Origin of the sequence: Cellulomonas endometrii (assembly GCF_949769265.1) — a bacterium.
GTDB lineage: Bacteria > Actinomycetota > Actinomycetes > Actinomycetales > Cellulomonadaceae > Cellulomonas > Cellulomonas endometrii.
The window spans coordinates 1-24,259 of sequence record NZ_CATKPC010000016.1; the positions used below are offsets into that span (position 1 = coordinate 1).

The following is a 24,259-nucleotide window of genomic DNA, read 5'->3' on the forward strand; positions in this document are numbered from 1 at the left end:
GTCGCCCTCGCCCTCCACGAGGTCGTCGAGGACCAGGTCCGCCCCGTCCCCGTCGTCGCGGGCCGCGGCCTTCGGGTCGGCGGCCGAGTCGATGCGCGCGCACACCACGTACGCGCGGCCGCCGCGGGCCACCTCCCCGCCGACCCGCCGCCCGGTCCGCAGCGCGCCGATCACCCCCCGCACCGACCGCCGCTGACCCCCTCCCGTGCGGAGGGTGCGGTGGGCGAGTGGGAGCGGGCGAGGGCGGAGCGTGCCCTGCCGGGCGCCGGGTGTCCAGCGGGCTCCGCGCACCGGACGGGGCGGGTCTTGCCCAGCGGACCCGCGGTTGCGTCTCGTGGCGGACCTGCCGACGGTGGAGGGGTCCGATGGTCGCCACGCACCCCGCGGTGCGCCGCGACCGCCACCGGCGACGAGAGGAGCACCTGTGCTCACCGTGACCGAGAACGCCAGCACCGCCGTCCGTGACCTGACCACCCGCGCCGGACTGCCCGAGTCCGGCGGCCTGCGCATCGCGGAGTCCGAGCAGCAGCTCGGGGCCTTCGACCTCGCGCTCGTCCCGGAGGCCGTGCCCGGCGACGAGGTGATCGCGACCGAGGGCGCGACGGTCTTCGTGCCGCCGACGACCGCCGAGGCGCTCGCGGACCTGACGCTGGACGCCGACCCCGCGACCGGGACCGGCGGCCCCGCCTTCACGCTCGCGCCCCGGGACTGAGCCGGCGCTGAGCCGGCACCGAGCCGGACCGACCGCAGACGCAGCGAGGGCTCGCGCATCCACCGGAGTGGATGTGCGAGCCCTCGTCGTGCCGGGCGCACGTGACGGTGTCCCACCGTCAGGTGCGGGTGCCCGGCACCGGTCCGGCGGTGGTGTCCCACCACGCGCCGGACCAGGTCGATGCCCCCTGGTGGGGCGTCAGGCGCGAGCGCCCTTGCGGCCGGTCAGCGCGCCGTAGATGAGCAGCACGATGATCGAGCCGGCGATGGCGAGCAGCCACGACTGCAGCGACCAGAACTCCTCGAGCGGGCGGTTGAACAGCACGCTGCCCAGCCAGCCGCCGAGCAGCGCACCCACCACGCCGAGCAGCAGGGTCACGAACCAGCCGCCCGCCTGACGCCCGGGCAGGATCGCCTTCGCGATCGCACCGGCGATCAGTCCCAGCAGCAGAAAAGCGAAGAATCCCATCGGGCACCTCCATGTCGCGGTTCGAACGGTCATGACCGTCCCACGGGATGACGGTTCCCGCATCCGGAACGGTCGCGGGACCGCTGATGAGCGGCCTGCGCCGAGGTCAGGACATCTGGCTCATGACGAGCGCGCCGAGCGCGAAACCGACGATCGTGGCCACGACGGCGACGATCAGGGCGATCTTGCCGAGGCGCTCCTTGCGCACGACGGCGAAGATGCCGGTGACAATTCCGGCGAGTCCGAACACGATCGGCAGGAACAGCACGGCGATCGCCGAGAGCACGAACGTGATGATGGACAGGACCGGGGTCCCGGTGGTCGCCGTGGGGACGGCGGGGGCGTTCTGGTTCTGGCCGTACGGGCTGGTCATGGCGTCTTCCCCTGTCGGTGTGCGGGTCTGCGGTGACTGCAGTCGCAAACTAGGACAAAGGGGTCAATGGCGCGCGGTGGAACGGGTGATTCACCCGTCCGTGGCGGTGTCAGGCGGCCGGGATGAGGTCGAAGGCGTTGCCCTCGGGGTCGGTCAGGCTCACCCAGCGCGCCGCACCGCCCACCGCGCCGAGCCGCCGGGCGCCCAGGCGCACGAGTCGCTCCGACTCCCGCTCGAGGTCGGTCGTCACGAGGTCGAGGTGGAGGGCGTTGCGGACGACGCCGCCGGAGCGCACGCGGTCGAAGACCAGCCGGGGCGCGCCGCTGGCGGGGTCGTCGAGCAGCCCGGCGTGCTCGGGGCTCGCGCCGGGCGCGACGTCCCGGCCCAGGGCCGCGCCCCAGAACCGGGCGACGGCGTGGGCGTCGTAAGCGTCGAACGTGAGTCCGTGGAAGGTGCTGGCCATGGGTGCCTCCGCGAGGGCTGGGACGGTCGGGTGCGCCGGGCGGCCGGGTCGGCGGCCGGGCCGGGCGGGGGCCCGGCGCGCAGCGGCCGGGCGGCGTACCCTGGAACGGAGGAGCCTCCGTTTCGCTCCCGACTCTAACCGGAGGAACCTCCGGATCGCAAGGGGAAGTCGACTGTGACCGCTGCATCCTCGTCGCCCGCCGCCGCCCGGCCGCTGCGCGCCGACGCCGCGCGCAACCGTGCGCGGCTGCTCGCCGTCGCCGTGGAGGCGCTCGCCGAGGACGGCGACATGCCCCTGGAGGCCATCGCCCAGCGCGCGGGCGTCGGGATCGGGACGCTCTACCGGCACTTCCCGGAGCGCAGCGCGCTGGTCGAGGCCGCGTACCGGCAGGAGGTCACTGCGCTGTGCGACGCGGCGCCGGCGCTGCTCGACCAGGACGGCCCCGCGGTCGACGCCCTGCGGGAGTGGATGGGCCGGTTCGTCCGGTACGCCGCCGCGAAGCGGGGGATGGGCGCGGCGCTGCGCACGGCCGTCGGCTCCGACTCGTCCCTGTTCGCCGAGACGCGCAGCCGGATCATCGCCGCGATCGACCTCCTGCTGGACGCCGGGCGCGCCGACGGGTCGGTGCGCCCGGACGTCGACGGCGAGCAGGTGATGCTCGCGATGGGCGGCGTGTGGAACGTGCCGGACTCCGACCGCTGGGAGCAGCGCGTGCGCGGACTGCTCGACCTCCTCGTCGACGGCCTGCGGTACGGCGCCCCGGCGCGCTGACCCGACCCACGCCGGCGCGCGCGACGACGGCCGGGGTGGTGAGCCCCGGCCGTCGTGCCGATCAGCCGCGCGGGATCACGCGCGCGACAGGTACGCCTCGATCCGGTCGAACGCGCCCACCCACGCCATCTCGGCGAAGAAGTCGCGCACCTCGGGCGTCGGGAAGCCGCTCTGCACCACGCTCATCAGCGTGCCGCCGTCCACGGCCTCGAACGTCACCACGACGTGCGTCGTCATGGTCTGGCCGTCCGGGCTGCTGCCGACCGACTCGGTGACCAGCCGGTGCGGCCGGTCGATCTCGAGGAACGTCTGCGTCTCACGGAACAGCTGGTCGCGGCTGGGTCCCCAGACGGCGGTCTGCTGCCCGCCGACCCGCAGGTCGACCTCGATCTCGACGACGCCGGGCTCGGTGTCGAGGATGGCGAACCAGATCTTCTGCTTCTCGGCGTCGGTGTAGGCGTCGAAGACCTCGTCCGGCGTGGCGGGCAGCACCCGCGTGGCGCGGAGCTCGAGGTCGGTGGCGTCGGTGGTCATGGCGTAGGTCCTTCCGTCGGTGGCGGTCCGTCGTCGGGCGCGTCGTCGTCCGGCACGCCCCGTTGCAGGGTGAAGAAGGCCTCGAGGCCGTCGAGCCGGCGCTCCCACAGGCGCTGGTAGAACGCGATCCAGGACATGGCGTCGTCCAGCCGCTCGGTCCCCAGGCGGCACTGGCGTGCGCGCCCGACCTTCTCGGTGGCGACCAGACCGGCGTCCTCGAGCACCTGCACGTGCTTCTTCATGCCGGTGAGCGTGATGCCGTGCGGCTCGGCGAGCTGGCCGATGGTCGCGGGCCCCTCGCCGAGGCGCACGAGGACGTCGCGTCGGGTCGCGTCGGACAGGGCCGCGAAGACCTCGTCCAGGTGGTGTTGCTGAACCATGTGGTTCAGCGTAACAGTGAACCGATCGGTGCACAATACTCGGGTCTCAGGCGGTGACCTCGACGGGCGCGCGGCGGTCCGGCTCGTCGCCGCCGCGGGCCTCCCGGTACGACGGGACGCGCAGCCGGGCGGCCCAGCGGGGGACGCGGAGGGTGCCCGGGACGTGCAGCACGGGGTCGAACCGCAGGGCGGGGTCGTCCGTGTCGTCCGCGCGTGCCGGGCACACGAGCCGCCCGCAGCGCTGCCACCCGCCGCCGGGGCGAGCGGACAGCAGGATGAGGTCCAGCCCGTCGCGGGCGGACGGGTCCGCGCCCGGGGCGGGCACCGCGGCGAGCAGCACCGGCCGGCCGCCGGAGTCGAGGAACGGCATGAGCGTCCCGAACGCGCCGCCGAGCGGTCGGCGGCGCGGGGCCAGCAGGAAGCGGGTCGCCCGGCCGAGGCCGGTGCTGGACAGCAGGAGGTCCTGCGGGCGGCCGTCCACGGTCCACCGCACCGCCACGCCGATGACGTCCGGCAGCGGTGCCGGCAGCCCGACGGAGCGGGAGACGCGCGCCGCGACGGGTGCCACCAGCGGCGCGCCGAGCTCGCGCGCGCCGGGAGCTGCGCCGGCGTCGGGCCCGTCGGGTGCGTCGAGCACGAGCGTCCCGTGGCGCACCACCCCGCGCGGGTGCAGCGGGCGCGGGGCGGTGCGCAGGGTCCGGACGACGGCGACGAGCGCGCGCAGTCCCGCCCCCGCGGTCTGCGCGACGCTCGTCCTCATGCCGGTCCGGTGCTGGGCGCCGGTCAGGCGCGGGCCGTGCCCCGGTCGCGGCGCGGCCACAGCGCGATCGCGAGACCGGCCAGGGCCGAGACGATGTGCAGCACGTTGTCCGCGCCGTTGATGTTGAGGACGTTCCACTCGGGCCGGTTCGCGACGACCAGGCCGTAGACGAACGTGGCGCCGTAGCCGATGAACAGCAGCCAGCCGTAGGTCCGGGCCTTGGCGGCGGTGCTCCACAGGGCGATGCCGAGCAGGCCGATCACGATGTGCACGATGTTGTGCAGCGGGTTGATGGCGAAGCCCAGCAGGGTCTGCGAGTGGTCGTGCTCGGTGAACCCGTCGAACCCGGTGACGAGGAAGCCGGCGAGGCCGACGACGAGGTAGACGATCCCGATGACCAGGGCGAGCCACTGGTGCGGCTGCCGGACCGCGGTGCGGTCGGCAGGGCGGGCCGGAACGGAAGACGACATGAGAACCCCCGGTGCGCTGGTGCGTCAGGCGCCTCTCCTCGACGCGGTCCTGCCGCTCCAGGATGCGTCGCCGCTGCTCCGGGCGCATCTGGGGGGCTCTCGCCGTGCGCCACGCGGTGCGCGGCGGGATGCTCGACAGCGACGCCCACGCCACCGACCCCGGGGGGACCCGATGCACCTCGACGAGAGCGCCCCGCTGCGCGCCACCCGCCGCCTGGAGCAGGCGACCGGGCTGGACCCGACGATCGACCGGGTGCGGCCGGTCGTCCTGGCCGCGCTGCGCGCGCGGCCGGGCCTCGCGGGGCTGCTGCACGGCAAGCCGCTTGGGCACGCCGCGCACCCGCTCATGACCGACGCCCCGATCGGCTTCTGGGCGAGCGCCACCGTCCTCGACCTCGCGGCCCCCGGGGACCGGGGCAAGCAGCGGGCGGCCGACACGCTGCTGGGGCTCGGGATCCTGTCCGCCGTCCCGACCGCGATCACCGGGGTGGCCGACTGGGCGGTCTCGGACCGGCGGACGCAGCGCGTCGGCTCCGTGCACGGCGTGCTCAACGAGGTCGCGCTCGGGCTGTACGGCGCGTCGTGGCTGCTGCGGCGCGGCGGCCACCGGGGCCTCGGCGTCGCCGTCGCGCTGGGCGCCGGTGCCGTGCTGGGGGTCAGCGGGTACCTGGGTGGGCACATGGCCATCCGGCTGGGCTCGCCGCCGAAGACCGCGTCCGGCCCCGCGGAGCCGCCGGCCGTGTCGCCGCAGGACGACGCCGGGGCCGACCTCCCGGCGTCGGAGCGGCCCGCGACGGACGACCCCGTGATCTGACGCCGGCGGGCGCTGGGGCGGGAGCCGCCGTGAGCGGGCGGACGGCCGACCAGCCGGTGCGGGTCCCCGCGAGCCTGCAGCGGTGGGACGCCGTCGCGTTCCTGCACTGGCCGTGCGAGCCCGCCGCGGTGCAGCGGCTGCTGCCGCCCGGGCTGCGGGCGGACGTGATCGACGGTGCGGCGTGGCTCGGGATCACGCCCCTGGTCATGCGCGACGTGCGCGCGCCCGGGACGCCCGCCCCGCCGGCGCTGGCCGCGTTCGCGGAGGTGAACGCGCGCACCTACGTCCACCACCCCGCCAGCGGGACGGACGGCCTGTGGTTCCTGACCATGCTCTGCGCCCGGACGTTGGTGGTGACGGGACTGCGCGCGCTCGGGCTGCCGTACGTCCGCGCCGACGGGACGGTGCTCAGGGAGGACGACCGCACCGACTACGCGGTCACGGACCGCCGGGGCGCGGAGCTCCGGGCGACCGTCCGGCACCCGTCGCCGGAGCGGGTGCCCGACGCGTTCACCGACGCCGTGACCGGCCGGTGGAACGCGTACCTGCGGCGCGCGGGGCGGCTGTGGCGCGTCCCCGTCGAGCACCCGCCGTGGCCGCTGCACGCGGGCACGGTCGAGGGGTTGCGCACGAACCTGCCCGCGCGGTGCGGGCTCGACGTCGGGACCGCCGAGCCCCTGGTGCACTGGTCGCCCGGCGTCCACGCGCGGATCGGCCTGCCGCGGCCGGTGTGAGACCCGGCTGGACGGGCGGCGCGGGTGACCGGCTGCCACGATCGGGGCATGGCCCCCGAACGGATCACCGACCGGCTGCTCAGCTGGGCCTCGCTGCTGGAGCCGATGACGCGCGAGCAGGCGGTCCGCACCTCGGAGCTGCCGTTCATCCACCCGCACGTCGCGCTCATGCCGGACGCGCACCTCGGCAAGGGCGCCACGGTCGGCAGCGTCATCCCGACGGTCGAGGCGATCATCCCGGCGGCGGTCGGGGTCGACATCGGCTGCGGCATGATCGCCGTGCGCACGCAGTGGACCGAGGAGCGGCTGCGGGCCGCCGGGCGGCTCGCGGACCTGCGGGTCGACATCGAGCGCCGGGTGCCGCTGTCGGCCGGCGTGGCCAACCGCCGGCTGACCCCGTCGGCGGAGCAGCGCGTCGCCACGCTGGAGCAGGCGGCCCGCGCCGCGGGGTTCGACCCGGCCGCGTACGCGCCCCGGTGGCGGCTGCAGCTCGGCTCGCTGGGCTCCGGCAACCACTTCATCGAGGTCAGCGCCGACGAGTCCGGCCGGGTGTGGCTGTTCCTGCACTCCGGGTCCCGCGGGGTCGGCAACAAGATCGCCCAGCACCACATCACGGTCGCCGCGGAGCGCTGCCGGAAGGCCCGGGTCGACCTGCCGGACCGGGACCTCGCGTACCTGGAGGAGGGCACCGCGGCGTTCGACGCGTACATCCGCGAGCTGCGCTGGGCCCAGGACTTCGCCCTGCTGAACCGCGAGGAGATGATGGACCGGGTGGTCGCCGCGGCGAGCGCGTTCGTCGGCGAGGACGTCGTCGAGGCGGAGCGCGTCAACTGCCACCACAACTTCACCGAGCAGGAGGAGCACGCCGGCCGGCGGGTGTGGGTCTCCCGCAAGGGCGCGATCCGCGCGCGGACCGGCGACGCCGGGCTGATCCCCGGGTCGATGGGCACGGCCTCGTACGTCGTCGTCGGGAAGGGCGAGCCGCAGTCGCTGTGCTCCAGCCCGCACGGCGCCGGGCGCGCGTACTCCCGGTCCGCCGCGCGCCGCCAGTTCACGCGGGCGCAGCTGCGGGAGGCGATGCGGGGCATCGAGTTCCGCGACACCGACGCGTTCCTGGACGAGATCCCGGCGGCGTACAAGGACATCGACCAGGTGATGGCCGACGCCGCGGACCTGGTCGAGGTGCGGCACGTGCTGCACCAGCTGGTCAACGTCAAGGGCGACTAGGCGTGGACCGGGGTGGGGCGGGGCTGCTGCTGCGCGGGCCCGGCGGCGTGGTGCGCGTGGCCGGCGCCGTGTGCGTCGTCGTCGCGGTGCTCGCGCGGGGGCCGGTGGACGCGGCGCTGTTCGGGCTGGTGCTCGCGGGGCTCGTGGTGCCGGTGACCGCCGGGGTCGACGGGCGGCTGGACGCCGCGTACGGGGTGGGCCTGCTCGCCGCGGCGTGGGCCGGCGCGCTCGGGCTCTACGAGGCGGTGGCGTGGCTGGACCTCGTCATGCACCTCGTGGTGACCGGACTGGTCGCGGCGGTCGCCCACCTGGTGCTGGCCCGGCGGTCCGGGGCGGTGCTCGACCCCGGCCGGGCGACCGGGACGGGGGAGCGCGTCGGGTCGGTGGCGGTGACGACGGCCCTCGGGCTGGGGCTCAGCGTGCTGTGGGAGGTGGGGGAGTACCTCGGCCACACGTACGCGGACCCCACGATCCACGTCGCGTACCGCGACACGGTCGGCGACCTGGTGCTCGGCGGGCTCGGCTCGTCGGTCGCAGGCGTGGGGCTGGTCCTCGCGGGGCGCTCGCGGGCGCGGGCGTCCGGCGACGCCCGCTGATCGGTCAGTTTTCGAGAAGCCCGGCCGCGACCCGCTTCCCTAGCGTGGTGCGCACCGACGACCCCGAGGAGCCACCATGACCGACACCACGACGCCGAAGCGCCGCAGCACCGCCGCGAAGGAGGCCGTCCCCTTCACCGAGGAGGAGCGCGCCGCGATGCAGGAGCGCGCCCGCGAGGTGAAGGCCGAGAAGCGCCGCGCCTCCGGCGGTACCAAGGCCGACCCGGAGGTGGAGGTGCTCGCCAAGATCGCCGACATGGGCCCCGCCGACCGTGCTCTGGCCGAGACGGTCCACCGCATCGTCCGGGAGAACGCCCCGCACCTCACGCCCCGCCTCTGGTACGGGATGCCCGCCTACGCGAAGGACGGCAAGGTGCTGTGCTTCTTCAAGGCCGCGGAGAAGTTCAGCGGCCGGTACGCGACCCTCGGGTTCGAGGACCCGGCGCAGCTCGACGACGGCGCCATGTGGCCGACCGTGTTCGCGCTGACGACGCCGACGCCCGCGGACGAGGAGCGGATCGCGGAGCTCGTGCGCCGCGCGGCGGGGTGAGGGCGCTGCGGGGTGAGCCCGCGCCGCTACTTCCCGTGCGGGTCGCTCGCGTTGATCGCCGCCACGACCTGGTCGTAGTCGCCGCGCGCCTCGCCGTACCGCAGGAACTTGACCCGCTCGACCTGGACCTCGGTGGCGTCGGGCTGCGACACGATGAGCTGCAGCACCTCGGCGACGAACGCGTCGAGCGGCATCGCGATGGCGCTGTCCCGCTGCCCGGGCATGAGGTCCGTCGCGACCGACGGCGGCTCCAGCTCCAGCACCTGGACGCTCGTGCCGGCGAGCTGCAGGCGCAGCGACTCGCTGAGCATGTGGATCGCCGCCTTGCTGGCGTTGTAGCTCGGGGTGGCCCGCAGCGGGGTGAACGCCAGGCCCGAGGACACGGTCACGATCGTGGACGACGGCCGGGTGCGCAGGTGCTCGACGAACGCCGCGATGAGCCGGATCGGACCGAGGACGTTCGTGGTGATCGTCTGCTCGGCGGACTCGAGGAAGCCCGGGCCGGTCCAGTCCTCGACGCGCATGATCCCGGCCATCGGGATGAGGACGTTCAGCTCGGGGTGCTCGGCGACGACCCGCTTCGCGACCGCCGCGATGCTCTCGGGGTCGGTCGTGTCCACCGCGTAGGCGTGCAGCCCGGGGTGCTCGGCGGTGATCGCGTCGAGCAGCTCGGTGCGGCGGCCGCCGATGATGACCTCGTTGCCCCGCTCGTGCAGGGCGAGGGCCAGGGCCAGCCCGATGCCGCTCGTGGCGCCGGGGATGAAGACGGTGTTTCCGGTGATCTGCATGACGTCGAGTCTTCGCGCGCCGCCGGGGGCCCACCAGAGAGCGCTCATCGGGGGACCGGCAGTCCCTGGTCCGCGTGCCGCGGGCGCGCCGATACTGCGGGGGTGGATCGCGACGCGCTGGCCGACTTCCTGCTCCGGCACCGGGAGGCGCTCCGGCCCGCCGACGTCGGGCTGGGCCCCGGGGTGCGCCGGCGCGCGACCGGCCTGCGCCGCGAGGAGGTCGCGCAGCTCGCGGTGATGTCGACCGACTACTACACGCGCCTGGAGCAGCGCCGCGGGCCGCAGCCCAGCACCCAGATCCTCGGGTCCCTGGCCCGGGCGCTGCGCCTCACGCCCGACGAGCGTGACTACCTCTACCGCGTCGCGGGGCACAGCGCGCCGGACCGCGCGGCGGCCGAGGACTACGTCGCGCCCGGCCTGCTGCGCGTGCTCGACCGGCTCACCGACACCCCCGCGCTCATCCTCGACGCGCTCGGCGTGACGCTCGTGCAGAACGACCTCGCGCGGGCGCTGCTCGGCGACGTGGACGGGCTCACCGGGTGGGACCGCAGCGCGATCTACCGCTGGTTCGCGTACCCGGAGACCGAGCGGCTGCACTACCCCGAGGAGGACCGCGACCGGCAGGGTCGCGCGCAGGTCGCCTCGCTGCGCGCCACGTACGGGACGACCGGGCCGCGCTCGCGGGCGGGCGAGCTCGTCCGGCTGCTGCTCGACCGGAGCCCCGAGTTCGCGCGGCTGTGGGAGGCGCACGAGGTGGCCCGCCGCTTCGAGGACCACAAGGTGCTGGTCCACCCCGAGATCGGGCCGGTCGAGGTCGACTGCCAGGCGCTGTTCACCGAGGACGGGTCGCAGACGCTGCTCGTGCTGACCGCCGCCCCGCGCAGCGAGGCCGAGGGCAAGCTCCGGCTGCTCGGGGTGCTCGGGACGCAGGAGTTCAGCCGCGGGCAGGGGTGAGTCCTCAGTCCCCGGCAGGGCCGTGTCGGTCCGCGGTGGCACAGTGACGGCGTCTGGAGGGCGAGCCACCACCACCAGGAGGATGCACGTGCGCGAGAACGCCTTCGTCCGGGTCGACCCGGATGCCGTCCGTGACCTGTCCGACCGCCTCGCGCGGTTCCGGCCCGTCCGGACCGCGGCGCTGGACAGACCGCTCGGGGTCGACCCCGAGCTGCTGGCCGACCTGCTGGAGCACTGGCGCACCCGGTTCGACTGGCGGGCGCAGGAGGACCGCATCGCGGGGTACCCGTGGGTCGAGACGGAGCACGCGGCCGTCCCCGTGCGGGCGATCGTCCGGCACGCGCGGCCAGGCGCACCGGTCGTGCTCCTGCTGCACGGGTGGCCGGACTCCGTGCTGCGGTTCGAGCGCGTGCTCGACCAGCTGCACGACGTCACGGTCGTTGTGCCCGCGCTGCCCGGGTTCCCGTTCGCGGCGCCCGTCCCGGGCGGTGGGCTGTCCGCGCCGGACATGGCCGAGGCGGTGGCCGACGCCATGCGGGAGCTCGGGTTCCCGCGGTACGTCGTCTCCGCGGGCGATGTGGGCTGCGACGTCGCCGAGGCGCTCGCCGCCCGGCACCCGGACGCGGTGACCGCGCTGCACCTGACCGACGTCTCCCAGTACCACTTCCTGGTCGACCTCCCCGAGGACCTGGACGACGAGGAGCGCGCCTACGTCGCGTACGGGCATCGGTGGCAGGCCGAGCAGGGCGGCTACATGCACGAGCAGGCCACGCGTCCCGGGACGCTCGCCGTCGGGCTCGGCGACTCGCCGGCAGGGCTGGCGGCGTGGATCGTCGAGAAGCTGGTGACCTGGACCGACTGCGACGGCGACCTGTCCCGCGTGTTCACCCCCGACGAGGCGCTGACCTGGGTGAGCGCGTACTGGTTCACCGGGAGCATCGGCACGTCGTTCACCCCGTACGCCGCCGGGGGCGCCAAGGACTGGCCACGCATCGAGACCCCCACCGTCGTCACGATGTTCGGCAAGGACCTGGTGAACGCCCCGCGACGCTTCGCCGAGCGCTTCTTCGCCGTCGCCGACTGGCGGGAGCACGAGCACGGCGGGCACTTCGCGGCCTGGGAGCGGCCGGCCGACTACCTGTGGGGCGTGCGCCGGGCGATCGAGGTCAGCACCGGGGCCTGACCGGGGGCCGGCCCGCGGGGCGGCGGGGCCCGCGCATCATCGCCGCGCGCGCTCGTCGATCAGCGCCGCGATCGCCTCGTGGTCGCCCCGGACGTGGTCGTACGCGCCGGTGCGGTGCGTCACGCGGAACAGCTCCTGGGTGTACCGCACGACGCCGAGCCGGGAGCGGTCGTCCCCGGCGGCCACCCGGGCGCGGACGTCGGGGTGCGCGTCCAGCGCCCGGTCGACCACGGCGACGAGCCGGTCCGGGTCGGGCATGCCGGAGAGCCCGGCGACGAGGGCGGCCGCGCTCGGGCCGAAGGCCCAGTACTGCGCCCAGGGCGCGTCCGCCACGACGACCTCGGCCGGCGCGACGGGTGCCGGCCACACCTGCAGCAGGTACCGCTCGGCAGGCAGCTCGTCGCCCCCGAGACGCCGCAGCTGGTCGGCTCCGGCCTGGCCGTCCACCACCACGTACCGGACCCGCACGTCCAGGCCGGCTGCCACGGGCACCGCCACCGACGTCTCGTGCGCCCAGCCGCCCAGGGACATGCCGGCGCCCGTGCGAACCGACCACTCCGCGGCGGCGTCCCACCGGGGGTCGAGCGGCGGGCGGTCGTCGTGCACCTGCACCTCGGCGGGCACGACGCCGTTCTGGCGGGCGGTGGCGAGGATCGTCATGTCCGAGACCTGGTCGTCGGCCAGGCCGAGCACGACCGGGCCGTAGGTGCGGCCGCCCCGGCCGGGGTACATCTCGAGCTGGGAGTAGTCGGCGGTCAGCGCGGTCGTCACGGCGTGCATGCCCGGCACCGTAGCGGCCGGGCGCCGCCGAATTCACCCACCCGGGCGGACGTACGGCCCACGTCCGGCGGTGCCGGTTCTGCTGGCACGGGGCCTGAGGCGTGCGGAACCGCCGGTCAGCGCGCGGTTCCCCTCACCGGGGCCGCGCGCCGGGCGATCTCGCGGGTGCCTTCCCGGGCGGCGACTGCTGCCCGGCACCCGACCCGGAGTCCCGATGAGCACCGCACTGCCGCCGAACCGCCCCCACCGCGCCGCGCCCTCGGCGCCGTCCGCGCGTCGCGCTCATCCGCGCGACTGGTCGATCCGGGCGAAGATCCTCGCCGTCGTCGGGCTGCTCGGCGCCGTGGCGGTCGGGACGGGAGTGCTCGCCGTGCACGCGCTGCGCTCGGTGGCCGAGACGACCTCGCACCTGGCGGCGATCCAGGAGGGGCCGGTCTACCTGCGCAGCCAGATCCACATCAAGCAGCAGGGTGCCCGGATGACGCTGGCGAACCTCGCGGCGGTCCACAGCGACGCCGCCAAGGACGAGTGGTTGACCAAGCAGCAGGACAACGACGCGGGGATGACGGAGAAGATCGCCGCGTTCGACGCGACCGAGGCGGCGGACCTGGACGCGTGGCTGGCCTTCAAGGCCGACTACGCCGCGTGGCTCGACGTCCGTGACGCGCAGCTGACGCCCGCCGCGCTCGCGGCCCCGGACGGCGGCGAGTACGAGACGCTGCTGACCGAGGTGTCCGTGCCGATGGCGACGGCCTTCGCCGGTGACCTGGACCAGCTCGACGCCGACCTGACCGCCCTGTCGAACGACCTGGCCGCCGAGGCGCAGCACGAGTCGGACTCCTCGGTCCGGCTGCTCGTGATCAGCCTCGGTGCGGCGCTGGCGGTCGTCCTGACGCTCGCGTTCACGGTGGCCGGCTCGATGCGCCGCAGCGTCGAGCGGGTGCGGGTGGCGCTCGCGGCGATGGCGCGCGGGGACCTCACGGTCGAGGCCCCGGTCCGCAGCCGCGACGAGATCGGCGCGATGGCGACCGACCTCGCCACCGCGCAGGCCTCGCTGCGCGCGACGCTCGCGCACGTCGTGGAGAAGGCGCAGACGCTCGCCGCGGCCGCGGAGGAGATGGCCACCGCCAACGGGCAGGTCGAGGCCGGCTCGCGCGAGACGAGCCACCAGGCGGGCGTGGTCGCCGCCGCTGCCGAGCAGGTGTCCCGCAACGTCCAGACCGTCGCCGCGGGCGCGGAGGAGATGGGCGCGTCCATCCAGGAGATCGCGCAGAACGCCTCGCTCGCGGCGAAGGTCGCGGCCCAGGCCACGGGCGTCGCCGAGGAGACGAACCAGCACGTCGCCCGCCTGGGTGCGTCGAGCCAGGAGATCGGCAACGTCGTCAAGGTCATCACGTCCATCGCGGAGCAGACCAACCTGCTCGCGCTGAACGCGACGATCGAGGCGGCCCGTGCGGGCGAGGCGGGCAAGGGCTTCGCGGTCGTCGCCGGCGAGGTCAAGGAGCTCGCGCAGGAGACCGCCAAGGCCACGGAGGACATCGCCCGCCGGGTCGAGGCCATCCAGAACGACACGGGCGACGCGGTCTCTGCCATCGGGCAGATCGGCGCGATCATCGCCTCGATCAACGACTACCAGCTGACCATCGCGTCCGCCGTCGAGGAGCAGACCGCCACCACCACCGAGATGTCCCGCAGCGTCCAGGAGGCCGCGACCGGCTCCTCGGAGATCGCGCAGAACATCACCGGGGTGGCGTCGGCGGCGGAGACGAGCGCGGCTGTCGTCACCCAGATGGGCAGCTCCGTCGGGGAGCTCGCCCAGCTGGCGAGCGACCTGCGCGCCGACGTGTCGGTGTTCACCTACTGAGCCGGTCGTCGGTGGCGACCGCTCAGCTGGGCCCGCGCATCATCGCCGTCGAGATCCCCATGCCGGACGACGGCTCGTACACCGGGCGGTCGGCGCCGCACCGGGCGCAGACCTCGGTGATCGCCTCGGGGCCGCCCTGGTCGGGGTTCCGCTCCGCGAACCAGTCGTGCCGGCCGATCATGCACCTGAGTGACGTCATGGCGGATCCCCCTCGACCTCGCTGTGGCCCTCAGGGTCCCGTGAGGCGCCCCGCCCGTCAAGGCTCGAACAGCGACTGCCGGGTCAGGTGGGCCCCGTGGGGATCGAACCCACAACCCGCGGATTAAAAGTCCGGTCGACGGCCTGACGGGCGATGTCAGAGGGTGACGCCGGTGCAGGTCAGGTGCCGTGATGCCTGTCACTGCGTGCCTGCTCGGACTGGTCACAGGCGGGTGGTGGTGACGCGTCCGTGACCACTCGGTGACAGGCGAGAGCCCGGGTCGAGGTGACTCGACCCGGGCTCTGCTGCGTCACGTCCTAGGGGGTCACGCCGAGGGCCGCGGCGAGCGCTTCCACGCCGGCGGACTGCTTCTTGCGGTAGTGGAGCTGGTACTTCGTGCCGTCGACGTGGCGGATGATCAAGTTGCCGTTCACTGCCCCGCCAAGCTTCGGCTCGTGCAGCTCGACGGTGCCGATGTGCTCACTGGGGATCCGGACTTCGCCGGTCTTGTGGTTCTCGCCGAGCAGCGCGACACGGCCGGCGCGCGTGGTCCCGCGGAGCACCAGCGCCTGACCGTCCCACTCGGCTTCTGCCATGTACGCCTCTGCCTTCATGGCGAGGACGCTAGCGCCGAGCGTGCTGCGCGGAGGTGGGACGCGGGAGGGTTCACCCGTTCGACAGACTCACGCGTCATCGGTCGTCGTCACCACCTCAAGCCAGCCCGGGTAGGGCGTGACGGAGAGCACGCGGACGACCTCGCCTCGAACGACCTGGTCGACCTGGACGGCGCGGATGTCCTCGCCGGTGAGTAGGACGTACGGGGAGGCTGCGAGGGCGTTGGTGAACCACGTCTGCGCGAACGTGTAGGGGGCCCTCCACCGGTACGTCCGGCGGAAGGCGATCTGCACACCGCCCCCCACCTCGGCGATGGGGTCGATGACGCGACCTTGCGCTACGGGAGCCGTGCCGCCTGCGTTCGGGCCGAGCGCGCCGGCGGCGGTGCCCGCGAACGCGAGGCCGTCGACGATGAAGCCAGCACCGATGCCACGGCGCGCGACGCTGGCGCAGAACGGCCTCGGGGGGACGGGGTCGGGGAGCCACGAGGCGACGTAACGGGGCATGTTGATGACCATCGGAAGTCCTTCCTGGGTAGGGATCTGGGGCCGGTGGGGCCGGTGAGGTCACCGGCCCCACCGGACCGCTCAGGGAGCAGTGACCTGTGCGTGCACGTCGGTGGCGATGCGGCTGTACCCGGGGTCCACCGCACTGGACGTCGAGGGGAGGACGACGAGGGCACTGAGCCCCGTACGGCCCAGGGTGGCGAGGGGCGCGGGCATGAGCCGGTGGTCAGGATGCGAGCCCGCAGGCTGACCGCATCCCTCGGCCGCCGCGGCCGCCTCGACGGCCCACGCCTCGTAGTTGGCGGCCTGCGCGCTCAGGCGCGCCTCCACCGGCCCCGCGGCGGAGCGGCCGGACTGCCAGAGGGGCCCCCACTGCTGGTTGGTGTGCGCGGACAGGGCGTCGAGCAGGCGCTGCGTCTCGGCGGTGTGTGCGGCGCGCTCAAGGGTGGTCTGCCGGGCGCGGGCGATGAGGTCTGCCGCCTGCGCTCGCAGGATGCCCCGCCGGGCCTGGTCGGCCTCGGCGTCGAGGCTCGCGAGGGCGGCGTTGAGGGCATCGAGGCGGTCGAGGGACGCCGGGTCCCCGTCGATCGCCGCGGCGTCGAGGGTGCCGGCCGCGAGGCGCACGACGGCGTCGTCGCGGGCGGACGCCCGGTCGCTACCCACGGCGTCGCGCTGCGCCGCGAGCTCGATGCGGCGTGCGTGCAGGACGATCGCGTCGTCCATCGCGGCGTGCACGGCCGGGCTCCACGGTGCGAGGTCGTCGACGAGGTAGGGCCGCAGCTCGCTGGTGGCCTGCTCGTGCGCGGGCGTGGTGGTCGCGTCGGCGCGGGTGGCGCGGCGCTCGCGGAGGGCGGTGAGGATGCCGGACATGGTGGTGCTCCTGTCGGGGTCAGCGGACGCCGGGGCGGCGGCCGGTGCTGCGGGGGGTCGGGTGCTGCTGATCGAGGGACGCGAGGAACGCCGCGACTTCGGCGCGGTCGTCGTCGGTGATGGAGGCCCGGTCGACCTTCGCGAGCTCGGCTTCGAGGGTGGCGAAGGCGGCGTCGATGGCCCGCGGGTCGGTCGGCAGGAAGCGGTTCACGCGTGCGACGCGCGCCCGGTGCCCGTTCACGGCTGGTCTCCGATGCCGAGGCGTGCTTCGAGCTCGCGGAGTCGGGCCTCGACGTCGATCGAGTCGCGCCACCGCATCGCCTCGGAGAGCACCCCGAGGGCGGCGCGGACTCGCACCGGTTCGGACTCGGCTCCGGTCATGAGCGCCCGCAGGACGTCGACGGCGTCGGTGGTGGCTGCGGCGAGGGCTTCGGAGGCGTGGTGGTAGATCCGCTTGCGGGCCTCTGCGACCCGGTCGGCGAAGTCGTCTGCGGCGGCGAGGCGTCGGACGGTGCGCTCGCTGACGTCGAGGTCCCGTGCGATGTCCGCGTAGGTGCGGCCCTTCGCGACTTCGAGGACGACGGCGTCGGAACGGGCGAGGGTGCGGACAGTCGCGGTCATCGGACGGCCTCCGTCGAGTCGAGGTCAGCGGCGAGGTACGCGGCGTCCTCTGCGATGCGGCGCAGGTCCCGGGCTGTGGTGGCGGCGGATGCGCCGCGGACCTCGTAGGACGCCTTCGCGCCGAGGATGGCCCCGACGAGGTCGAGGAAGCGCTCGCTCGTGCCGGCCCTGCTCAGGCGCGCTCCGCGGACTGCGTATCCGCTGGGGGTGGTGTTGGCGCTGGTCAGGGCGGGTGCTGTCACGACCTGGTCACCGGGGTTGGCGTTCACCGTGCACCGCTCTCGGACGTTGCGGCTCCCGCGCGGCGGGTTGCGAGCATGGCGCGGGTCCTGGTGCGGAGTGCGTCGCGGTCGGCCTTGGCCTGGGCGTGGGTGTTCTCCAGGTAGGCGAGGTTCCGGGCGGTGGGCTTGCGCTTCTTGCCGCCGTGGTCGGAGTAGGGGGCCTTGGACTGGCTCATCGGTCTGCCTTTCGGTCGATCCGGTCGCGGAGGTGGGGCTTGCAGGTGAGGCAGGGGCGGGCGTTGTCGCGGTCGATCCATCCGTGGTCGCAGGTGTGTGGTTGGGCTTGGGGTGTGGGGGAGAGGCCGCGGTCGGTGGGGTCGCCCGCGGGGGGCGGGGCGGGGTGCCGTGCGGCCCCCCGGGTGCGACACAGGGGGCAGAGCGCTCGGCCGGCCGTCGGGTGAAGTGCGGCCCCGCCGGGGACGCCGTGGGGGCACTCGCCCGTATGGGTGCGGATGGCGGTGATCTCGGCCTCGACGCGGACGCCTCGCGCTCGTCGCGCGGCGGTGAGGTGGGCACTGACCCACGGTGCGCCGACGGAGCGGAGGCGGGCCTCGGGTGTGGTGGTGGTCGTGGTGTCGGCGCGGAGGCGCTGGACGACGTCGTCGAGGAGCTCGTCGGGGACGACTCCGAGTGTTCGGACCGAGCGCGTGAGCGCGTCGTCCTCCTGGTGGGGATCCCCCGATCCCGCCGTGGGGTCAGGAGTTCGGTAGGTAGTTAGGTTGGGTCGCTGTGTGAGGCCCCTGGCGTTGCTCTCTGACACCTCAGAGGTCTCGTCCTGAGCACTCAGAGGTGTCTCTGTGACACCCCTGGGGTCTCTCTCTGATACCTCCGGGGTCGTGAGGAGGTATGTCGCCGCGGTCCTCGGCGTGGACTTCGCGGCAAGCACGAACCAGCCGGCGGTGATCAGGGCCTCCCGCGCGCGCAGGATCGAGGCACGTGAGAGGCCGGTGCGCTCGATGAGTCGCGCGGTCGTCACCCACGCGGTGCGCTGATCGCGGGCGTGGTCGGCGTAGGCGAGCGCGACGAGGCGCTCGACAGGCGTCAGGTCGCTCGACCACACGGCCTCGGCCCAGCGCTCGCGGTGCCAGAGCGCTTCGTTCATCGGTGCTCACCTCCCGACCGGTGTTGGTGTGTGATCTCGGCGGAGGTCAGGGGTGAGGCGGGTCTACGAGGTCGGCACGGACAGCAGCGCCAGGAGGGGCGCAACGGGCACGACGTACCGCGTGCCGAGGCGCAGGACCGGGACGGGAAACTCGCCGGCGCGCGCGAGCCGGTAGGCGGTCGTACGGCCGAGCGACAGCACGCTCGCCGCCGTCTCCAGGTCCGTGCGGACGCCGAGGGCGCGGACGTCGTCCGCGGTCCAGACCCGGGAGGTCACCGCTCGTCCTGAGTGGGCATCACCGCGGCGAGCGCCGCCGCGAGATCCGACAGGCCGAGTACGCGAACGAGCCGCGAGAGAGCGTCCAGAGAGAGGCCGTCGATGCCCCGCTCGGCGCGCGAGAGGTGCGCTGAGCTCATCCCGCTCAGCCGAGCCGCCTCGCGAAGCGAGAGGCCTCGGGCCTCTCGGATGGCACGAAACCGCGGCACCCGCCGCGTGCTGTGGCTTTCACGTCCGTCCATGAAGCAATCCTAGGCTTCACATGCGTCCAGCGCAACCCTCGTCGTGCATGCTCCGGGTTCCGCGCTAGACGTGGATTGCGCGTGGCGCTACGGTGAAGGCATGCCATCGGATTCCCTCTCCGACGACCGTGACATCACGCCTGGTCAGGACGTGCCTGGTCACGAGGTCGTCACCGCGACTCAGGTCGTCGCCTACAACCTCGCCCGGGCCCGGGAGTCGTCTGGGCTTACGCAAGCCGAACTCGGCGAGCGGTTGACCGCACTCACGGGCACGCCTTGGTCACGCGCAACTGTGTCTGCCGCCGAGCGGGGCTGGACCGCGGGCAGCGAGAACGTCCGTCACTTCGACGCGGACGAGCTGCTGGCGCTCTCCATCGTGTTCGGGCTCCCGATCGCCTGGTTCTTCCTGCCCCCGCCCACGACGCCGGCAGGAGAGGACCGCATCCAGGTAGTGAAGGACTGGATCAGTCCGAGCAAGCGACCCACGGCAACCCGGACGACCATCGACGACAGCGAGCTTGCGACCCGGGCGCTTGACGTTCGAGGTCTCGCCTTGGGGTCGTCGGCGATGGTGGAGGAGAGGTTCTCTCGCCAGCACCTCAAGACGCTGCTCGGCGATCAGGCGGACCTCATCCCTCGCGACTCCGTTGCCGCTGTGGCGAACGAGCTCGCCGAGATCGAGAACGAACGCGCCGGAAAGATCCGTGAACTCACCATGCGGCTGCATGGTCTGACAGAGCTGGGGGACCCCTCATGAGAGGTCGGGTGTTCAAGAACTGTGGGTGCCCCGTCGAGCACGACGCCCGCGGCCGACGCAAGGCGTGTCGCAAGCCCCACGGGTCGTGGGTGTTCGTCGTCGACGTCGGCGGCCAGGGCGGCAAGCGGAAGCAGCTGAAGAAGTCCGGCTTCCGCACCGCCGACGAGGCCGAGGCCGCGCTCGCCCGCGTCGTCGCCGACCTGGACGCGGGGAAGTACCGCGACGACGGCCGGCGCACCGTCGGGACGTTCCTGACCGAGTGGCTCGACAACAAGGTCCGCGACGGCCTGCGGCCTACGACGGAGCGGTCGTACCGCCAGCACGTCGAGCAGTACCTCGTGCCGTCCCTGGGGCACCTGCGGCTGCGGGACGTCCGTCCGGCGCACATCTCCCGGTTCCTGCGCGAGCTCGGCGAGCCGAAGCCGGAGCGGAAGCGGCGCGTAGGCCCCTCGACCGTCCGACGCGTGCATGCCACGCTGCGGTCGGCCCTGGGCGATGCCCGCCGTGAAGGCCTCATCGAGACGAACCCGGCCGCCGACGCGTCACTGCCGAAGGCGGAGCGCCCGAAGGTCCGCCCGTGGGAAGCCGCCGAGCTCGGCGCGTTCCTCGACCACGCCTCGACCGACCGGCTCGGGCCGATGTTCGAGCTCATCGCGCTCGCCGGCCTGCGCCGCGGTGAGGCGTGCGGGCTGCGGTGGGAGGACGTCGACCTCGACGCCCGCGTCCTGGTGGTCCGGCAGCAGGTGGTGCAGGTCTACGGCCGCACGTTCGCCTGTGCTGCGTGCAAGGCCGAGCACCGGAACCTCGCGTTCGGAGCGCCCAAGACGGCGTCTGGCGACGCCCGACGGGTGGACCTCGACGAGCACACCGTCGGCACGCTGCTGGCGCACCGTCTAGCGCAGGACCTGGAGCGGGCGCAGTGGGGCGAGGCGTACGTCGATCACGGGCTCGTGTTCGCCCGGGAGGACGGCAACCCGATCGCCCCCGAGGCGGTCACGAAGGCGTTCGGCGACCTGGTGCGCGCGGCGGGTCTGCGGCCGGTGCGCGTGCACGACCTGCGGCACGGGCACGCGTCCGTGATGCTCGCAGCCGGCGTCCCGCTCGCCGTGGTGTCCAAGCGCCTCGGGCACTCGTCCGTGAGCATCACCGCGGACACCTACTCGCACCTGCTGGAGGGCGTCGGCCGTGACGCAGCGGAGGCCGCTGCGGCGCTCATCCCGAGACGGCGTGACCAGTCGGTGACCAACGACGCCCCCGCGACGCCCGAACCGACCGCCGAGGCGGGTGTTGGTGCAGGTCAGGAGGGTGGGCCCCGTGGGGATCGAACCCACAACCCGCGGATTAAAAGTCCGCTGCTCTGCCAGTTGAGCTAGAGGCCCGGGAGGTGAGGGGATTCATGGGTGGAATCCTCGGGACAACTCCCGTGTCGTCCGAGGTGGCGTGACGCCGCTCCGAGGTCGACGAAGTCGAAGGTACCGCCTCCTCGGGGCGCCGTCCGACTCGTCGGTGTCGTGCCGGTCGTCGACGGCGGGGGTCGGTGGAACGCTCGGTACAACCACGGTGTAGTTCGGCGGCAAAGTCCGCTTGTCGGGCTCGGCGCCGAGTCGGCGTCGGGCCGATGTGGTGCAGCTGCTTCGTTGGAGGACGCGCGTTCCGCCTCGGGGGATGCGCTGTTCCCCTTCTGGTGTGCTGGCGATCGTCGGTCCTACCGTCGGTAGGCGGAGGCGACATGTCGGACGTCCCGGAGCACCGCGATGAGGTCGAGAACGCGCTCGAGCTGGTGCGAGCGCGCTGGGACGTCGACGACGCTTTTTCCCCGCAGACCCGTCTGCGCAGCGTGGAGACGATCATGCGGTTCACCTCTCGCGCGCGTGCGCAGGGCGCGCTCCGCGTCGGTGACCTCACTCCGGCGCTGTGTGCTGGATTCGTCTTCGCCTACGGGCAGGACGGACGACCACCCGAGCTCGCGACTCAGCACGCCCGGCGCACGATCCTGCGCACCTACTTCCGTGCGCTGCGGGAGCTGGAGCTCGCCTCGGGAGACCCCACGCTCGATCTCCGCCTGCCCTCGCGGACGACGGTCGCCGCCCGGCCGCTAACGGAGGACGAGGTCATCGGTTGCCGGTTCGCGGTGCGGCTGGGCCGCGCCGGGTCGACGTCGCTGCAGCGTGCGGTGTGCTGGGCCCTCGCGGAGGCCACCGCGATCACGAGCGAGATCACCGCCGTCCGCATCGCGGACCTGGACGACGAGTGGCAGCCGAGGTGGGTGCACCTGCGGGGGTCGAAGCGAGCATCACCTCGCCTCGGTCGTCTCACCGACTGGGGTAGCAGCATCGTGGGCCGGCAGGTCGAGTTCCTCCGTGAGACCGGCGCTCCCACGACGACGCTCCTGACGTATCGCGGCAGTGCTGCTCCGGGGCAGCATGTGGCGCAGGCCTCCGCCGCGAACGCCATCGCGGACACGTTGCGTGCCGCCGGGCTCGGTGATCAGACCGATGTGCGGCCCACCTCTGTACGGAACTGGGCCGGGCGACGCCTGTACAACGACGGCATGCCGATCGAGCAGGTAGCCCTGCGCCTCGGCGCGCGCAGCCTCGATGCGGTCGCCTCGGACATCGCACTCAGCTGGCGGGACCCGTGACTGCCCGGATCGCCGGCCGGATCGGGACCATCGATCGGCTCGGCGCGGTGATGGCCTCGCCGTCGATCATCCGCATGGCCGACGAATTCGAGGTCGAGCACCGGGTCGGCAGGCACCCCGCGCACCCGCCGTACGTGATGCTCCAGTTCGCTGCGCTGGCGCGGCTCGCTCGTTCCGCGATCCGGGTCGAGCTCGACCTGTCGAACCCGGTGACGTGGTCGTACGCCAGGTCGTTGACCCTCGAGGCGATCCGGCTGCATGAGCTCGACGTACCGCCACCGGGCTCGAACCCACCCACGTGGGAGCAGTGGCGGTGGTTCCGTGACCGCACGTTGACGACCGACGAGGGACTGGGAGCCCTCGGTAGGTCGTTCCCGGTGCTGGCCGTCGAGCTGGCGCGACGCATCGGACAGCTGGACCCCCATGGAGCCGGTTCGCTCACCCACCCGGACGCCAGTCGCGTCGTCTACGGGGACGGCACAATCGTGCGACCCATCTACCAGCCGCCAGCGGCCGTCCGGGTGGACGACGACGAAGGGCACGTCGTACCCATGTATCCGGACCGGAAGACCGGTGAGCTACTGAGGCGCCCCCAGGGTCGGTTCGACCCGGACCTGGCCGAGCATCACGGACACACCGGTTCGGTACTCGGGCACGGCTACGTCGCGTTCCACACCCGCGGCTCGTCGGCGTACCAGCGCGTGGTTCTCGGTGTGGATCACATCGACGCGCCGGGGCATGAAGCCGCGTGCGCTGTGCGGCTCCTCGCGGACATCGCGAGGCACGCGCGCGGCGGCATCCAGCTCGTGGTGTACGACGGCGCGTTCCGCGGGACGCACATCGACCACGTCATGCGGCGCTACGGGTATCTGGTGATCAGCAAGATGCCCACCGGTGAGGGCGACGGTCGGGCAGCGCAGGTTGTACGGACGGCCAACGGGCGGACTGCGAGGAGCTTCCCGCTCGGACTCGTCTCCCACGACACCGCGGTCGGACCGTGCCGGCACGCGCTGGCGACGGTCGGCGGCCGAGTGGTCCAGCTCGATCTGGACGACCGAGGTGACCCGGTCGTCGTGACGACCCCGCGTCGAGGCCCGATCAAGAGGTCCAGGCGTGCGAACGGTGACTACCACTTCAATCTCGGCTACGACGTCCAGTGTCCGGCCGGGGACTTCACCGTCTGGCTCTCCCCGCACGGCAGCGACGAGGGCGCGTCCAGGCCCGAGAACCTGCGGGCGATCCCCGATGGCGATCCTGACTCGCTCCGGCTCCGTGGAGTCCGCGCTGACGCCGAGTCGTTCCACGCCAACCTCAAACGCACGCTGCTCGTCGACCGGGCGATGAGTCTCGGCTGGCGCCGAGGCCTGGTCGATACGTATGCGTTCGCGATGCTCAACAACGCCTTGACCGAGGCGGTCGCCCAGCGCAGCGAGATGGCCGGGGCCAGATCGGTACGACGCCGGCTCACAGAGTGAGTCCGGCATGAACGCAGCGGCGGTACCGCGCGGCGCGGCGCCACGCTGCCGGGTCCCGGACCGCGTCCTGGTCGGGGTGGCTCCACGTGCCGTCCTGTCACGTTGCGGTGTCACCTCCTCTCGGGGCGTGACAGGTGGACGGCGCCGTCCCGCGGCGCACCAGGCCGTGTGCCCACGCACTCGCTCGCCACGCTGCGGTATCACCTCCTCTCGGGGCGTGGCGGCGAGCCCGGGTTCACGGATAGCCGGCGGT

At 73.6% G+C, this 24,259-nt stretch carries 33 protein-coding genes, 2 tRNA genes and 1 pseudogene; 14 read left to right on the forward strand and 22 right to left on the reverse strand.

The window, feature by feature from the left end; all coding sequences use genetic code 11:
• The first annotated feature begins 424 nt into the window (after window positions 1-424).
• Window positions 425-712 carry an iron-sulfur cluster assembly accessory protein gene (locus QNH85_RS15300; protein ID WP_213280844.1) on the forward strand — a complete coding sequence of 96 codons (288 nt, stop codon included), beginning with the start codon at window positions 425-427 and terminating at the stop codon, window positions 710-712.
• Window positions 713-910: 198 nt separating this feature from the next.
• Here the strand turns inward: QNH85_RS15300 and QNH85_RS15305 are convergent, their stop codons facing one another.
• The 3 genes from QNH85_RS15305 to QNH85_RS15315 form a co-directional block, all read right to left on the reverse strand.
• A complete protein-coding gene (locus QNH85_RS15305) occupies window positions 911-1,180 on the reverse strand; it encodes a GlsB/YeaQ/YmgE family stress response membrane protein (protein ID WP_213280843.1) in 270 nt (89 codons plus the stop codon).
• Window positions 1,181-1,286: 106 nt separating this feature from the next.
• Window positions 1,287-1,553 carry a hypothetical protein gene (locus QNH85_RS15310; RefSeq protein ID WP_282947797.1) on the reverse strand — a complete coding sequence of 89 codons (267 nt, stop codon included), beginning with the start codon at window positions 1,551-1,553 and terminating at the stop codon, window positions 1,287-1,289.
• Window positions 1,554-1,662: 109 nt separating this feature from the next.
• A complete protein-coding gene (locus QNH85_RS15315) occupies window positions 1,663-2,016 on the reverse strand; it encodes a VOC family protein (protein ID WP_282947799.1) in 354 nt (117 codons plus the stop codon).
• A 174-nt stretch (window positions 2,017-2,190) separates the two neighbouring features.
• Between QNH85_RS15315 and QNH85_RS15320 the strand changes: the two genes are divergently transcribed.
• On the forward strand, window positions 2,191-2,787 hold the full coding sequence (locus tag QNH85_RS15320; protein ID WP_249668973.1) for a TetR/AcrR family transcriptional regulator: 597 nt from the start codon (window positions 2,191-2,193) through the stop codon (window positions 2,785-2,787).
• A 75-nt stretch (window positions 2,788-2,862) separates the two neighbouring features.
• Here QNH85_RS15320 and QNH85_RS15325 read toward each other — a convergent pair whose 3' ends face one another.
• The 4 genes from QNH85_RS15325 to QNH85_RS15340 are packed head-to-tail and all read right to left on the reverse strand — an operon-like array spanning window position 2,863 to window position 4,931.
• The gene (locus tag QNH85_RS15325; protein ID WP_282947802.1) at window positions 2,863-3,321 is read right to left on the reverse strand and encodes an SRPBCC family protein; all 459 of its coding nucleotides are present in this window, start codon (window positions 3,319-3,321) and stop codon (window positions 2,863-2,865) included.
• Entirely contained in the window at window positions 3,318-3,701 is a 384-nt protein-coding gene (locus tag QNH85_RS15330; RefSeq protein WP_282947804.1) for an ArsR/SmtB family transcription factor, read from the reverse strand. Before QNH85_RS15330 ends, QNH85_RS15325 begins: the two co-directional genes overlap by 4 nt.
• A gap of 46 nt (window positions 3,702-3,747) precedes the next feature.
• Complete coding sequence (locus QNH85_RS15335) at window positions 3,748-4,461, reverse strand: serine/threonine-protein kinase (protein ID WP_282947805.1); 714 nt, start codon at window positions 4,459-4,461, stop codon at window positions 3,748-3,750.
• Window positions 4,462-4,484: 23 nt separating this feature from the next.
• Entirely contained in the window at window positions 4,485-4,931 is a 447-nt protein-coding gene (locus QNH85_RS15340; protein WP_282947806.1) for a DUF4383 domain-containing protein, read from the reverse strand.
• Window positions 4,932-5,103: 172 nt separating this feature from the next.
• Between QNH85_RS15340 and QNH85_RS15345 the strand changes: the two genes are divergently transcribed.
• The 5 genes from QNH85_RS15345 to QNH85_RS15365 all read left to right on the forward strand — a co-directional run bounded on the left by QNH85_RS15345 (window position 5,104) and on the right by QNH85_RS15365 (window position 8,852).
• A complete protein-coding gene (locus tag QNH85_RS15345) occupies window positions 5,104-5,745 on the forward strand; it encodes a DUF2231 domain-containing protein (RefSeq protein ID WP_282947808.1) in 642 nt (213 codons plus the stop codon).
• A 29-nt stretch (window positions 5,746-5,774) separates the two neighbouring features.
• Window positions 5,775-6,479, forward strand: coding sequence for a YqjF family protein (locus QNH85_RS15350; RefSeq protein ID WP_282947810.1), 705 nt, complete (start codon window positions 5,775-5,777; stop codon window positions 6,477-6,479).
• A 48-nt stretch (window positions 6,480-6,527) separates the two neighbouring features.
• Window positions 6,528-7,706 carry an RtcB family protein gene (locus QNH85_RS15355; RefSeq protein ID WP_282947812.1) on the forward strand — a complete coding sequence of 393 codons (1,179 nt, stop codon included), beginning with the start codon at window positions 6,528-6,530 and terminating at the stop codon, window positions 7,704-7,706.
• Between the two features lie 2 nt (window positions 7,707-7,708).
• Complete coding sequence (locus QNH85_RS15360; RefSeq protein ID WP_282947813.1) at window positions 7,709-8,302, forward strand: hypothetical protein; 594 nt, start codon at window positions 7,709-7,711, stop codon at window positions 8,300-8,302.
• A 76-nt stretch (window positions 8,303-8,378) separates the two neighbouring features.
• On the forward strand, window positions 8,379-8,852 hold the full coding sequence (locus tag QNH85_RS15365) for an iron chaperone (RefSeq protein ID WP_282947814.1): 474 nt from the start codon (window positions 8,379-8,381) through the stop codon (window positions 8,850-8,852).
• Window positions 8,853-8,878: 26 nt separating this feature from the next.
• On the opposite strand, the gene QNH85_RS15370 is transcribed toward QNH85_RS15365, so the two are convergent.
• Window positions 8,879-9,640, reverse strand: a complete 762-nt coding sequence (locus QNH85_RS15370) for an SDR family oxidoreductase (RefSeq protein ID WP_282947815.1) — start codon at window positions 9,638-9,640, stop codon at window positions 8,879-8,881.
• A gap of 102 nt (window positions 9,641-9,742) precedes the next feature.
• Here QNH85_RS15370 and QNH85_RS15375 point away from each other — a divergent pair, with 102 nt between their 5' ends.
• Both QNH85_RS15375 and QNH85_RS15380 read left to right on the forward strand, forming a co-directional pair.
• Window positions 9,743-10,594: a helix-turn-helix transcriptional regulator gene (locus tag QNH85_RS15375; protein ID WP_282947816.1), complete on the forward strand. Its 852-nt coding sequence runs from the start codon at window positions 9,743-9,745 to the stop codon at window positions 10,592-10,594.
• An 88-nt stretch (window positions 10,595-10,682) separates the two neighbouring features.
• A complete protein-coding gene (locus QNH85_RS15380) occupies window positions 10,683-11,777 on the forward strand; it encodes an epoxide hydrolase family protein (RefSeq protein ID WP_282947818.1) in 1,095 nt (364 codons plus the stop codon).
• 36 nt (window positions 11,778-11,813) lie between these two features.
• Here the strand turns inward: QNH85_RS15380 and QNH85_RS15385 are convergent, their stop codons facing one another.
• Complete coding sequence (locus QNH85_RS15385) at window positions 11,814-12,557, reverse strand: hypothetical protein (protein WP_282947820.1); 744 nt, start codon at window positions 12,555-12,557, stop codon at window positions 11,814-11,816.
• Between the two features lie 214 nt (window positions 12,558-12,771).
• Between QNH85_RS15385 and QNH85_RS15390 the strand changes: the two genes are divergently transcribed.
• Window positions 12,772-14,421: a methyl-accepting chemotaxis protein gene (locus QNH85_RS15390; RefSeq protein ID WP_282947822.1), complete on the forward strand. Its 1,650-nt coding sequence runs from the start codon at window positions 12,772-12,774 to the stop codon at window positions 14,419-14,421.
• Window positions 14,422-14,443: 22 nt separating this feature from the next.
• Here QNH85_RS15390 and QNH85_RS15395 read toward each other — a convergent pair whose 3' ends face one another.
• The 12 genes from QNH85_RS15395 to QNH85_RS15450 form a co-directional block, all read right to left on the reverse strand.
• Window positions 14,444-14,620, reverse strand: coding sequence for a hypothetical protein (locus QNH85_RS15395; RefSeq protein ID WP_282947824.1), 177 nt, complete (start codon window positions 14,618-14,620; stop codon window positions 14,444-14,446).
• An 88-nt stretch (window positions 14,621-14,708) separates the two neighbouring features.
• A tRNA-Lys gene (locus QNH85_RS15400) sits at window positions 14,709-14,770 on the reverse strand.
• A 167-nt stretch (window positions 14,771-14,937) separates the two neighbouring features.
• The gene (locus QNH85_RS15405) at window positions 14,938-15,234 is read right to left on the reverse strand and encodes a hypothetical protein (RefSeq protein WP_282947826.1); all 297 of its coding nucleotides are present in this window, start codon (window positions 15,232-15,234) and stop codon (window positions 14,938-14,940) included.
• 69 nt (window positions 15,235-15,303) lie between these two features.
• On the reverse strand, window positions 15,304-15,753 hold the full coding sequence (locus QNH85_RS15410) for a hypothetical protein (protein WP_282947828.1): 450 nt from the start codon (window positions 15,751-15,753) through the stop codon (window positions 15,304-15,306).
• 69 nt (window positions 15,754-15,822) lie between these two features.
• Window positions 15,823-16,611, reverse strand: coding sequence for a hypothetical protein (locus QNH85_RS15415; RefSeq protein ID WP_282947830.1), 789 nt, complete (start codon window positions 16,609-16,611; stop codon window positions 15,823-15,825).
• A 19-nt stretch (window positions 16,612-16,630) separates the two neighbouring features.
• Window positions 16,631-16,822, reverse strand: a complete 192-nt coding sequence (locus QNH85_RS15420; protein WP_282947831.1) for a hypothetical protein — start codon at window positions 16,820-16,822, stop codon at window positions 16,631-16,633.
• Between the two features lie 26 nt (window positions 16,823-16,848).
• Window positions 16,849-17,232, reverse strand: coding sequence for a helix-turn-helix domain-containing protein (locus QNH85_RS15425; RefSeq protein ID WP_282947832.1), 384 nt, complete (start codon window positions 17,230-17,232; stop codon window positions 16,849-16,851).
• Window positions 17,229-17,501 (reverse strand): hypothetical protein, encoded by a 273-nt coding sequence (locus tag QNH85_RS15430; protein WP_282947834.1) that lies wholly within the window; start codon window positions 17,499-17,501, stop codon window positions 17,229-17,231. Before QNH85_RS15430 ends, QNH85_RS15425 begins: the two co-directional genes overlap by 4 nt.
• The gene (locus QNH85_RS15435) at window positions 17,498-17,689 is read right to left on the reverse strand and encodes a hypothetical protein (RefSeq protein ID WP_282947835.1); all 192 of its coding nucleotides are present in this window, start codon (window positions 17,687-17,689) and stop codon (window positions 17,498-17,500) included. The genes QNH85_RS15430 and QNH85_RS15435 overlap by 4 nt, the downstream gene beginning before the upstream one ends.
• Complete coding sequence (locus QNH85_RS15440) at window positions 17,686-18,615, reverse strand: helix-turn-helix domain-containing protein (RefSeq protein WP_282947837.1); 930 nt, start codon at window positions 18,613-18,615, stop codon at window positions 17,686-17,688. Before QNH85_RS15440 ends, QNH85_RS15435 begins: the two co-directional genes overlap by 4 nt.
• A gap of 63 nt (window positions 18,616-18,678) precedes the next feature.
• Complete coding sequence (locus tag QNH85_RS15445; RefSeq protein ID WP_282947839.1) at window positions 18,679-18,891, reverse strand: helix-turn-helix transcriptional regulator; 213 nt, start codon at window positions 18,889-18,891, stop codon at window positions 18,679-18,681.
• Window positions 18,888-19,133: a helix-turn-helix domain-containing protein gene (locus QNH85_RS15450; protein WP_282947840.1), complete on the reverse strand. Its 246-nt coding sequence runs from the start codon at window positions 19,131-19,133 to the stop codon at window positions 18,888-18,890. The genes QNH85_RS15445 and QNH85_RS15450 overlap by 4 nt, the downstream gene beginning before the upstream one ends.
• A gap of 100 nt (window positions 19,134-19,233) precedes the next feature.
• On the opposite strand from QNH85_RS15450, the gene QNH85_RS15455 reads away from it, so the two are divergent.
• Window positions 19,234-19,890, forward strand: coding sequence for a helix-turn-helix domain-containing protein (locus QNH85_RS15455; protein WP_282947841.1), 657 nt, complete (start codon window positions 19,234-19,236; stop codon window positions 19,888-19,890).
• Window positions 19,887-21,002: pseudogene (locus tag QNH85_RS20065) on the forward strand (site-specific integrase); the annotation flags it as partial. The gene QNH85_RS15455 and the pseudogene QNH85_RS20065, both read left to right, overlap by 4 nt.
• A 194-nt stretch (window positions 21,003-21,196) precedes the next feature.
• On the opposite strand, the gene QNH85_RS15465 reads toward QNH85_RS20065, so the two are convergent.
• Window positions 21,197-21,269 (reverse strand) — tRNA-Lys (locus tag QNH85_RS15465).
• Window positions 21,270-21,619: 350 nt separating this feature from the next.
• On the opposite strand from QNH85_RS15465, the gene QNH85_RS15470 reads away from it, so the two are divergent.
• Both QNH85_RS15470 and QNH85_RS15475 read left to right on the forward strand, forming a co-directional pair.
• The gene (locus QNH85_RS15470) at window positions 21,620-22,531 is read left to right on the forward strand and encodes a hypothetical protein (protein ID WP_282947844.1); all 912 of its coding nucleotides are present in this window, start codon (window positions 21,620-21,622) and stop codon (window positions 22,529-22,531) included.
• On the forward strand, window positions 22,528-24,006 hold the full coding sequence (locus QNH85_RS15475; protein ID WP_282947846.1) for a hypothetical protein: 1,479 nt from the start codon (window positions 22,528-22,530) through the stop codon (window positions 24,004-24,006). Before QNH85_RS15470 ends, QNH85_RS15475 begins: the two co-directional genes overlap by 4 nt.
• The last annotated feature ends 253 nt before the right edge of the window (window positions 24,007-24,259 follow it).